Raw genomic sequence first — 10769 nt, 5'->3', positions numbered from 1 at the left:
ACCTTCCTTGCCAACCAACGAAATGTGGCTATCAACACTCAAAAAATTGCACTTAACGCGTTAGCCTATTTGTATCAAAAGCATTTGCACCACGAGCTTGGGGATTTGGGTTTTTGCTATGCCACTAAACAAAGACATTTACCGACAGTGTTATCCCCATCAGAAATCTCACTAATACCAAGTAACTATTCATCGTGAAACAAGGCTAAACATGGGGCAACCGAAACCGAATAGAAATACATTTCGGGCATTACTGCTGCACGAGACTATTGTTATAGTAGTTTTCTATAAGTGCAGCGCTCGTCTCTCTTGTTTCAGCAGGCATTTATGAGAGATTCGACAACGTAGAAAAGCTTTTGGGTGAATTGCCACCTGTTAAGTAATCACTTTGAACCATTACTATAATTATGGTCAATCATACCGTGTGAGAGTTAGCCCAGAGTCACACGACTAACTCGTTTTGGGGCTGAACTGAGTAGGCCAACATATCAGTGCCGCCTTTCGACGTTTCAGCTCAATGTGTCACATAACTAGCGCACAACCTTTTTTGCTGTTTGCTAGCGCGTTAAAGCTCACGATAACTATTGGGGGTTTTAGTACAACGCAAAAAAAGCCCCGTGGGGAACGGGGCAAACATTGGCTTAACTACTGGGGGTGTTAAGTTTTACAACTTATATTCCTACGCGTGCTGTGCTTGAAGCTGCGGCGCTTTAATGATTAACGAAATCAACAGCGACAGCGCTAGCAGGCCAAAAATCAGATAAAACGTGGCAGCAAATCCACCAAACGCGGTGGCGACTAATGATCCGAGTAAACTGCCAATACCGAAGCCGAGATAAATCACCCCATAATTTTTAGCCATGTTGTTCAGGCCGAAGAAATCGCTGACTAAAGAGGGATACACGGTGATGGTGCCGCCAAAGCTAAAAGCGATACAGGCGACGGCAACATAGAAGTTATTCATATTCATTGGCATAAACAGCAGTACGGCAATCCCCAGCAAACTGGCTAGTAACGCAATGGAGACCACGCGGATACGCGCCATTTTGTCGGATAACACGCCGAGCACTAAGCGACCACTCAGGTTAGCCATCGCAATCACCGCTACCGCATTCGCCGCAATTGTTAGTGATAAATCGGCATATTGCTGACCAATATCTTTCGCTACACCAATCACATACAAACCGCTCATACATACAGTAAGGAAGATAACCGCCAGCAACCAAAACTGGGGTTTTCTCATTGCTTCTGCGGTAGTGAAATCTTGGCGGTTGTTAGTCTGCGCGACGTTACTCTGCTGTGCTGGTGCGTCTTGCATTAATAAACCACCAATCACCACCATCACCGCCGCTAACGCGCCCCACACCACAAAAGTATGATTCAGCCCGCTATTTTCAAGCAGCGACATATTAATGTATTTAAAACCTAAGCTACCCAAGCCATAAGCGCCGATGGCTAACGCAGAGATAGTGCCTTTGCGTTCTGGGAACCAACGCACACAGTTACTCATCGTCATCAGGTAACCGGTACCATCTGCCGCGCCAAGTAAAAAGCCCGCGCAGATATACAGCATGGTGATGTTGCTGGCGTAGGATGTCAGCAACAGTGCCAACCCCATCATGATACCTGCGGCCATCGCCACCCGCCGTACGCCGAAACGTTCTTGTAAACGGCCAGACACTGAAGATGCCAGCGCCAGCGATAAACTTAAAATACCAAAAGAGAACGCCACGTTATCCACGGGAATATTCAGTTTATCCGCCAGCCCCGCATTAAACAGGCTCCAGGTATAAACTGACCCCAACGCAAACTGGGCGATGATAGTGCCGATTAATGTGAGGATACGAGTACGTTGAACTGAAGACACACTGCCTGTGTCACTCGCGTAGTTTTCCAGAGAGATTGTGTTATTTACACTCATGATTGACACCCCTCAACAACATTTAAACTGGTTGGTTTCTGTGTTCACAAGGTCAATAAACGCCGATTTAGTTTGTCATACAATAGTCAGCACTAAACATAAAATGAGCTGCAACCGTGACGGAATGAAATGCAATATGGCGGTATAAAATGCAGCGCCGAATTTGATGCAAAAATAATTTGAGAAGCAGATCACATCGCCATTTCAGCGTGTTTAGTCGTTCATTATGAGGCCAGCCAACCCATCCAAATTGGACATAAACTGTCATTTTCATTTCACTTGAGTTAAAGTGCGGCGCAGATGTTACGGAAGGGACACCAATGAAAAGTTATCTGATGTTTGCAGCGGTGCTGCTCTGTCTTACGTTCACCCATGCGGGTTACGCCAGTAGCGATGACAGCGACCCCGAACTCAAACAAGCGGTAAAGCAGATTGATAAAAACTTAGCTAAATGGGAGCTCGTAGAAGCACAACATCTGTTAGATGAGATGCTACCGCGCTACCCTGACTCCGCAGAACTCGCGCTAGTGCACGGTAAATTCCTATACGTCAATGAACCTCGACAGTTTGCCAAAGCCATTGCTGAATTTGACCGTGCAGAGCAGCTGGGGCTGAGAGATCCAGAGTTATACTTTTACCGCGCGTCAGCTAAATCGCAACCCACGGAATCCTATTTAAAGAAACAGCACCCAGATTATGCTGGTGCATTGGATGACTTTCACCAAGCCCAGCAACGGCATAGCAAGCGCGATCTTCGTTTCAATATCGTTGACGTACTATATGAAGACGGCAAATATCAGCAAGCATTAGCGGCTGTCGACAATTTGATCTATGACTCCCCCCGTAACATGCTTATCTACGATTTCTATATAACGCGCGGCAATATCCAAGCACAGCTTGGTCAACATGACGAGGCGCTGCAAAGCTACAGAGTGGCAGAGAAGCAATACCATTACTTAGACAAACTGCATCTATTTAAGGCGGTAAGTTTACTGGCGTTAGACAGAACCGAAGATGCGCTCACTGCGGTTAATGAAGGCTTGAGTAAACCCAAAGGCCACAACAAACGGCAGCTGTATTATGTCCGAGGCATGATTCACTACCAACGCCACGAGTTTGCAGAAGCGTTTACCGATTTCAGTGATAGCTGGAAATACGCCCAACAATGGGCACTGCCATTGCTGGGCTGTTACAACAGTATTATGCAGACTGACTTGAACATTACCCCCGACCGTTTTTTGGATTTGGCACTTAAGTTAGACCCCAACGTTGTGCTCCACTTCAACCAGCAAGATCTGCTTAAGCTGTAACACGAAAAACATAGGGTTTAAAAAACAGGGATATATAACGCTCAACAGGAGATGAGTAGTGGAAGCTAAAGAGTTACTTTTGACGTTTATCGAAGATGAAGACAAAGCGTTAATTAAAAACAGACAAGGAAAGTTCTATCCAGCCCAGCATGACGATATTAAAAAACATGCTAAACGGCTTTTTAAGTTACTCGATGAACATCAAAGCCAGCGCTTTTGTTATCACTATTTGCGGCTAGGGCATTTCATCAGTGTGGACACTGGCGCGCAACTCGATATCGTCAAAGCCGCCTATCTCGCCACCTACGAATGGAAGACGCAAGGGTTTGATAAACCGTCCTACGATGTGTTTATCGCCATCATGCTCTTTGGCTTTAGTGACGCTAAAAACATTGAAAATGGCCAAGCAACAGATGTGGCGGCTTATAACAGATATCTCGGCGTCGCAAACCAAATAAACCGCTATTCAAGTCTATCTAGCATGATCAAAAAGATTGATCGTTTTGCCCCCTATGCCGATGATGAAACCGCCACGCGGATTCTGCAAAGCCTGAGAGCGGTTAATTATCTGCACCACGACGTTAACCCGCGCTACGTGCAGTACTACGATGAGAATTACCTCAGTTTTTGGGGAATGATCATTATTCTGCTGCTTAACTCCTCCACGCGGCAGCAAGTCGTCGCTGATCTGGCATCACTTCCCTGTGATTTTCCAAAACGCGTTGAACATCTAGCTAACTTCGACGAGTTTCATAAAGCGGTGAATACGTTTCTAGGGGCTGTTGCACTTTAGCGTTTAATTTTTGCTCAAATTAAACGCGCTATGAGCAAGGCGCAGCCAGTGACGCTTATTCAACTAAGCACCGTTTATCCGCCTGTGACCAATGCCACAGGCGGATATGCCATTAGCTCCATTTAATTGGCACGCGCGGCATTACCATCAGCAGCACCTTTTGTTGTAACCTCGACCGCCCCATCAGGGGCTTTATCGAAGGTGACAGGCACTGGCGCTTCCACATACAACGAACGGGTGGGATAAGCGAACACTATGTCATGCTCGGCAAACTGACGGATAAGCGCTAAGTTGATGCTTTGTTGAGTATCCATATAAACGTTGTAATCCGCTGATTGCACGTAATACACCACCTCAAAGTCCAACGATGAATCACCAAATTTAAAGAAGTGGGCGCGATCAAAGGTAGTTGATTCTAGCCCTTCGATGATCTCACGCACCATAGTAGGAATGCTTTCTAACTGATCGGCAGTGGTTTGATACAGCACACCAAAGCCAAACACCACCCGCCGCTGCTGCATCCGTTTATAGTTACGTACGCGCGACGCTAACAAGTCGCTGTTGGAGAACACAATCTGCTCCCCACCTAAGCTACTAATGCGCGTGGTTTTAAGGCCAATGTTGGCCACTACCCCCATAAAGTCGCCCACCACAATAAAGTCACCAATCTCAAACGGCTTATCAATGATGATCGACAGGCTAGCAAACAAGTCGCCCAAAATATTTTGAATCGCTAACGCCACAGCGATACCGCCGACCCCTAAACCAGCCACCAAGGCAGTCACATCAATGCCGATATTATCCAAGGCAAGCAACAGCACTATCGCCCAAATCACCAAACGACTGAGAAACGACACCGCCGCTAAACTGGTGGCAGCCGCGGCATTAGTCGCCAGCGCATGTTGGCGCGAGTGCTGGATAAAGGTGGCAGCGGCGGCGGAGAGCCAGATCCCTACCTGAATAAAAAACGCGATGGTAGCCAGCACATTGAGGCTTTTTGATAGCGTGGCAGGCAACGTTAACCAACTCGACGCAAACAATAGCCATGGGAAGAACAACAAAAAGATATAAGTTTTGTCTAGCGCGGCGGAGACAGCATCCACAAAAGTCAACTTTACTCGTTTAGATAAGGCAGATAATCGATTGATTAACAACCACTTGCTCAACATAGTTAGCGCGAGCGTTAGCAACAATATGCCGGTGGCTAAACACCATTCGGCTAATGAATTTCCCAATAAGGGAAAGCCCAACTGCTCGGTAATCTGCGCCATTGATAGGTTACTTACCATCACGTCGACATCCTCTTCGCTAGCAAATTGTGCTAATCATGTTGGCACAAAAACAGCCACTGACGCAAAAAAGCGCTCAAATTAGCAACATATCGGTTAACGGCCTACAGCAGCTCCCGCTCAGCTAATTATCACACAATTGTAAATAATAATGATTTTCAGTTGTATGAGTAGCAAAATACCGCCTCTTTATTAGACATGAATTTTTGCTAATACTTGGGGAGTTACACCACTATGCGCCGTTTCTATCTTACGCCGTTAGCCGCGATTTGCGGCATCACGTTAAGCCATTTAGGTTACGCTGCGGAAGCACCACCAGCGGAGCAATCTATCGAACGCATCAACGTTATCGGCACCAACCCACATCGTTACCAAACCTCTAGCGGCAACAGTTTGTTTGGCCAAGAACTTGAATATCTAGAGATGCCACGGGTCATCGACGTACTGCCAGAACAACTGCTGTTAGACCAAAAAGTCACTGAACTCGAAGATGCGTTACGTAACGTACCGGGTGTCAGTCTGTCTGACGGTTTTGGTGGCAGCAACAATGATTATCTGATCCGCGGTTTTCGCCGCAACACCATCTACCGCGATGGCTTACGCATCGCCTCTAACTTTCGCGTCAACACCAGCAACCTAGAAAGCATTCGCGTCATCAAAGGCCCCGCCTCCATCACCTATGGCCAAGTAGAGCCCGGTGGTTTAGTAGATGTTATTACCAAAAAACCGCTGGATGAACGCCGTTTATATAGTGAAGTGCGCGCTGGCTCTTGGGATAACTACATGTTCCAAGGCGACTTATCGACCCCCATTGGCGACAAGGCGGCCGTGCGCGCCAACGTCTCCTTGCAAGACTCAGGTTACTTCCGCGACAACTTTGATATTAAGCGCAATGTTATCGCGCTAACAGGCCGCTACGATCTATCCAGTAGCACCCGCCTGACGGCCTCTTATGAGTATCGCGATGAGTTTCGCTCGTTTGATCGTGGCACCATGACAGTTGCAACGGCAAATGGCCGCGAAATTGTCAACCGTTTAATGGATATTCCGCGCTCACGCCGCTTTGGTGATGATTCTGAAGAGATAGATACTCGCTTTGAATTTAGCTCTGTCGGACTCAACCACCTATTTGCTAACGGCTGGCAATTGGACATTCGCGCTGCATGGGAGAACACTTACTCCAATGATCTACAATCGCGCCCAGCCGCCGAATTGATTACCGACGCCAGCGCTCCGATTGTTGATGGTTTTATCACCTCCCCTGATTTTAACAACCACGTTAAACCGTATTACGAAGATGGCGATCGCATCTTTTTAGCACGTCGCACCGATGGTAACCGAGAATATCAGCGTCATGCCGACTATCAGCAACTACGTCTCACGGGCGACTGGCAACTAGCGGGCATGACCCATCGCTTAGCCTTTGGTGCCGACAGAAACAATTACCACGATGCTCGCTATTTTATTGCAACGCCTATCACCATGGGTACACCAGCCACAGGAGCGCTGTTTGATATCGCCAATCCGGTGTATGGCATGTTACCGACAGAGCTGCCAACCGAGGGGGCGGAACGTATCCATGCGGCAACCGAAGATTACGGTTTCTTCGCCAATGATTATCTGCAACTGACCGAACAACTCAGCGTACTGTTTGGCGGCCGATGGGACTTTTCCGATGTAGACGGTGATGGCCCAGCAGATACAGTGAATGAGTTTTCTCCACAAGTGGCACTTAACTATCGTCTGCTGGATAACCTGTCAGCCTTTGTTAGCTACTCTGAAGCGTTCGCCCCCAACACAACCTTTAAGTTAGAAGCCAATGGCCAAAGCTCAGAAACAGAGCTATTCCCGCCAGAAAACTCCAAACAGTATGAAGTGGGCGCTAAAGGACAGTTTTTCGAAGGTAAACTCAACAGCAGCTTGGCGGTGTACAAGATTGAGAAAGACAACGTGCTCACCCAAGTAGATAACGAATTTCAGCTGGTTAAAGGCCAACAATCACAAGGGGTTGAACTCAATATTAACGGCCAACCTTTACCCGGCTGGACCGTTATGGCGGGATACGCCTACACAGATGCCGAAATCAGCACCGGCAATAACGCAGGTAATCGCCCACGCAACGTGGCGGAGCATACTGCCAGCTTGTGGACTAGCTACGAGTTTCATCAAGGCGCATGGCAAGGCGTTGGTGCTGGTGTTGGAGCATTTTACATGGGCGACCGTTTTGGCGATGACAACAACAGTTGGCGTTTAGGTAGTTACACTACGGTTGATCTGTCGTTATGGTACACCCTGCCTGTTGCTTATGACGGCAATATTCGCCTGCAACTCTCCGCCAAGAACCTGTTTGATGAAGAGTACTACAGCGCCAGTGGCGGCGATCTGCGCGTCAGCGTAGGTTCACCCCGCAGCATGTTTGCCTCTGTTTCAGCGACATTCTAAGGAGTCGCTATGCAGTGGCCAACGAAAAAACACTGGCTCGCATGGCATACCTTTATTGGGGTGCTCTCCGGCATGATGTTATTCATCATCTGCTGGAGTGGCACCTTTGCCACGGTATCTCATGAGCTAGATTGGCTAACCAATCCCGCGTGGCGCAGCGACGCAGACCAAGTGACCCACCAGCAGTTGGTGGACGCCTATCAACAGGTGCAAACCGCCATGCCGGAGGTGGAAATTTTGCACTTGGAAACCGCCACAACAGCAGGCTACGCCATCAGCGTAATGGTCAAACCGCCAAAGGCCGCGCCTGCATATGTACTGGTCGATCCGCAAACAATGCAGATCAACGGCACTTACTCGGCACTGACTATCGCCCGCTTTTTCCGCGACTTTCACATGGTAATGTTCAACCCGTTAGGGATTGGTAAATACCTCGTGTGCGTGTTTGCGCTGCTGCTGTTAACCTCCATCATCACCGGTTTAGTGTTTTATAAACGCTGGTGGCAAAAATTTTGGACCTTGCCCTCAGGCAATAGTGCGCGAGCTCGCTGGAGTAGTTGGCACCGCTGGTTAGGTTTGTGGTCGCTCTGGTTTAGTGTATTGATTGCTGTAACGGGTTGTTGGTACCTGTACGAACAAACACGGTTCAGTATGTTCGACGGGCTGTTTTCCTATACCGACAGCGTTCGTGGTGCAGAGCGGCCATTACCAACACTCACACGAGTAAAGACGACGATTACCGCAGAGCAACTCGCACAAGCCATCAACATCACTGAGCAGGCGATACCCGAGCTAACCATTCACCAAATCAGCTTACATCGCGCAGGTTATCTGTTTATTGCGGGACAAACATCGGCCTTGCTAGCACGCCATCGCGCTAACAAGGTGTATATCGACCCAAGTACCATGCAACTGAGCTACCGCCAAACGGCGGATGAGTTAAGCCCTTATTGGCGTTGGTCGAATATGGCTGACCCGCTGCACTTTGGTGATTTTGGCGGGCTGTACAGCAAGTTGATTTGGGTGGTGTTCGGCCTGAGCTTGAGTGTGATGGCGTTTAGTGGCACCTGGATGTATGTCAATCGGCTCGCTGCTAAATCAACGCCAAGCAGCAGCACCAGTTTACGCTTAGCCATCTATTTGAGCTGGTTGTGCCTGTTGGCTGCTTTAGTGATTGCCGTTATGCATATCGCCGCGCTTGGCACCCATGCCGATGGCTGGCAGTGGCCGCCTATTGCATTCGGCTCGGCGCTATTTTTATTAGTGTGGAGTGGCATCACGTTGGTCGGCTGTTTTTGGGGCGGGTATCGATTAATTCAGCGGGTTAACAGTGACTTCAGTTTGAGTTAATCACTCCCTGAGATACTCCGTCTCGGTTAGTTACCAGCCTCTGTTTATTTTATTATTTTTCACAGTCGCTTCATTTGAGCCTGCTTGCAGGCTCTTTTTTTTGCGCCAGCTATGCTTAATTGCGTTATCTCAAGCAGAAAATACTGATGGAAAATCTCGCGACCCTGTCGCCCGAGATACTACTGATAATAATGATTAGAACCACAGCTCAAGTTCATAAGGGCCACCGAAGCATATCAATCAAGAAACCTGTTTTACACGCTTTTTGGTTTTCTAGCGTCCACGACGTTATATTCAAAAACTCTCAGGGCGATGACTGTGTTACCCCTGTGCTACTGTCACATTACAGCGCTAATAATCTGCCCACTTGGCCGTCAATCCCCTCCTCCACATTATTTGAATGACCTATTCAGAGGGTTATACTCACAGCAAGAAAACAACTAGGTGAATAAATCAGCATTAAATCGGTTGGAAATTTGCGACCAGATACCAGCAATTTAGCTTAAAAAATCAGTTACTATTAAGCCGCCATCAACTGTAAATCAGACCAAGGTGCTACTATATGCAATGGAATGTTCCCCTAAGCAAAACGTGCATTATTTTATTATTGCTGCCGCAACTCATGGCTTGTGCAGCCAAGGTGCAAAAAGAGCAACAAGCCATACTTGATAGCGCGGTATCCCAATGTGACTTTGCGACAGCGGTGGCTACTCCTCAGCCAACCGAAAGTGGCTTTCAGGTCATGATAAATAACCTATCCCCAGCCTGTGACAGTTTTACGCAGGGTAAGAGTTACTATGCCATCGTGCCAATCAAACCAGATTCTGCTATCCGCATAAATAGTGAAGTGTACGGCCCAGATTTATACTTCAAACCCATCATCCGCTTTTACGATGCGCACTTTAACGCAGGGGAAAAACTCATCCCCCAATTGCAACCTAATGGCAAAAACTATTTCTGGCAGGAGCGTGCGATACAAAGCATTGTCATGGTTCCCGCAGATACCGCTTATCTGTTGATCTATACCAGCCCAACCTTTCAGCAAACGTGGGACACCTTTGTCTCGTTTCCTGGCCATTGGGACTCGGTAAAACAAGGTGATCACTATGTACAACGCTGGACAGCGGAGCAAAAAAGTACATTTAATCGCGCTTATACTGGCATGCTAACCATTAATTATGTCGATAAGAGCCAGTAGGCGTCACCGCAATCTATAAAAAGCGTTTTGGCGCACTACTGATACAGCTCACTGCTGTATTGCTTGCCACGGCACCATCTACCGCCTTGACGGCTTTTAAATTCGCACATTGCCGCCCAACTGCCACAAGCGCGAGCATATTGTTTGCTGAACTCGGTGGCACTGTGCATCCATGCATCGGTCGCAATGCCTAATGAGAGTAGTAGCTTGGGTGCTGATGCCGCGATTGCTCCGTGCTTATCTGGCCGAATGGCACGCCCCGTCCAGTCAATTAATTCAAGGTAGTCAGCAAAGTGGAAAGGAATACCGTTTTGCGTGTCTGCATGGGTTGCACCATCAAAAGCTAACAGTGGTTTTAATGCGGTAGTGGCGTTTTGTTGTTTATTTTTTTGCGATGGAGCGGAGATTTCATCTGGCGCTACGGGTTGATTTTGCAGCTCTTTCAAGCGTGCTTGTATGGAGGTGA

General features: G+C 47.9%; 7 protein-coding genes and 2 pseudogenes. 6 read left to right on the top strand and 3 right to left on the bottom strand.

What is annotated here, in order from left to right; all coding sequences use genetic code 11:
* Positions 1 to 177, top strand: a pseudogene (locus tag ACN0TT_RS20080) (phage integrase N-terminal SAM-like domain-containing protein); the annotation flags it as partial.
* Positions 178 to 679: 502 nt separating this feature from the next.
* Here the strand turns inward: ACN0TT_RS20080 and ACN0TT_RS20075 are convergent.
* Positions 680 to 1921 carry an MFS transporter gene (locus tag ACN0TT_RS20075; protein WP_417763899.1) on the bottom strand — a complete coding sequence of 414 codons (1242 nt, stop codon included), beginning with the start codon at positions 1919 to 1921 and terminating at the stop codon, positions 680 to 682.
* A 320-nt stretch (positions 1922 to 2241) separates the two neighbouring features.
* Between ACN0TT_RS20075 and ACN0TT_RS20070 the strand changes: the two genes are divergently transcribed.
* The gene (locus ACN0TT_RS20070; protein ID WP_417763898.1) at positions 2242 to 3231 is read left to right on the top strand and encodes a hypothetical protein; all 990 of its coding nucleotides are present in this window, start codon (positions 2242 to 2244) and stop codon (positions 3229 to 3231) included.
* 58 nt (positions 3232 to 3289) lie between these two features.
* Positions 3290 to 4024: a hypothetical protein gene (locus ACN0TT_RS20065; RefSeq protein WP_417763897.1), complete on the top strand. Its 735-nt coding sequence runs from the start codon at positions 3290 to 3292 to the stop codon at positions 4022 to 4024.
* 122 nt (positions 4025 to 4146) lie between these two features.
* On the opposite strand, the gene ACN0TT_RS20060 is transcribed toward ACN0TT_RS20065, so the two are convergent.
* Complete coding sequence (locus tag ACN0TT_RS20060; RefSeq protein WP_417763900.1) at positions 4147 to 5313, bottom strand: mechanosensitive ion channel family protein; 1167 nt, start codon at positions 5311 to 5313, stop codon at positions 4147 to 4149.
* Between the two features lie 234 nt (positions 5314 to 5547).
* Here ACN0TT_RS20060 and ACN0TT_RS20055 point away from each other — a divergent pair, with 234 nt between their 5' ends.
* The 3 genes from ACN0TT_RS20055 to ACN0TT_RS20045 all read left to right on the top strand — a co-directional run bounded on the left by ACN0TT_RS20055 (position 5548) and on the right by ACN0TT_RS20045 (position 10303).
* The gene (locus ACN0TT_RS20055) at positions 5548 to 7755 is read left to right on the top strand and encodes a TonB-dependent siderophore receptor (RefSeq protein ID WP_417763896.1); all 2208 of its coding nucleotides are present in this window, start codon (positions 5548 to 5550) and stop codon (positions 7753 to 7755) included.
* A 9-nt stretch (positions 7756 to 7764) separates the two neighbouring features.
* Entirely contained in the window at positions 7765 to 9105 is a 1341-nt protein-coding gene (locus ACN0TT_RS20050; RefSeq protein ID WP_417763895.1) for a PepSY-associated TM helix domain-containing protein, read from the top strand.
* 562 nt (positions 9106 to 9667) lie between these two features.
* Positions 9668 to 10303, top strand: a complete 636-nt coding sequence (locus tag ACN0TT_RS20045; protein WP_417763894.1) for a hypothetical protein — start codon at positions 9668 to 9670, stop codon at positions 10301 to 10303.
* A gap of 35 nt (positions 10304 to 10338) precedes the next feature.
* Here the strand turns inward: ACN0TT_RS20045 and ACN0TT_RS20040 are convergent.
* Positions 10339 to 10769 (bottom strand): annotated as a pseudogene (locus tag ACN0TT_RS20040) (alpha-amylase family glycosyl hydrolase); the annotation flags it as partial.

Origin of the sequence: Shewanella sp. (assembly GCF_048265805.1) — a bacterium.
Classification (GTDB): Bacteria; Pseudomonadota; Gammaproteobacteria; order Enterobacterales; family Shewanellaceae; genus Shewanella.
The sequence above is the reverse complement of the archived record's forward strand: the minus strand, read 5'-3'. Positions and strand labels throughout refer to the sequence as shown.

Excerpts from the sequence above, each read along its gene's own strand:
- ACN0TT_RS20075 (WP_417763899.1), bottom strand. The coding sequence starts at position 1,921 with ATGAGTGTAAATAACACAATCTCTCTGGAAAACTACGCGAGTGACACA.
- ACN0TT_RS20070 (WP_417763898.1), top strand. The coding sequence starts at position 2,242 with ATGAAAAGTTATCTGATGTTTGCAGCGGTGCTGCTCTGTCTTACGTTC.
- ACN0TT_RS20060 (WP_417763900.1), bottom strand. The coding sequence starts at position 5,313 with ATGGTAAGTAACCTATCAATGGCGCAGATTACCGAGCAGTTGGGCTTT.
- ACN0TT_RS20055 (WP_417763896.1), top strand. The coding sequence starts at position 5,548 with ATGCGCCGTTTCTATCTTACGCCGTTAGCCGCGATTTGCGGCATCACG.
- ACN0TT_RS20050 (WP_417763895.1), top strand. The coding sequence starts at position 7,765 with ATGCAGTGGCCAACGAAAAAACACTGGCTCGCATGGCATACCTTTATT.
- ACN0TT_RS20045 (WP_417763894.1), top strand. The coding sequence starts at position 9,668 with ATGCAATGGAATGTTCCCCTAAGCAAAACGTGCATTATTTTATTATTG.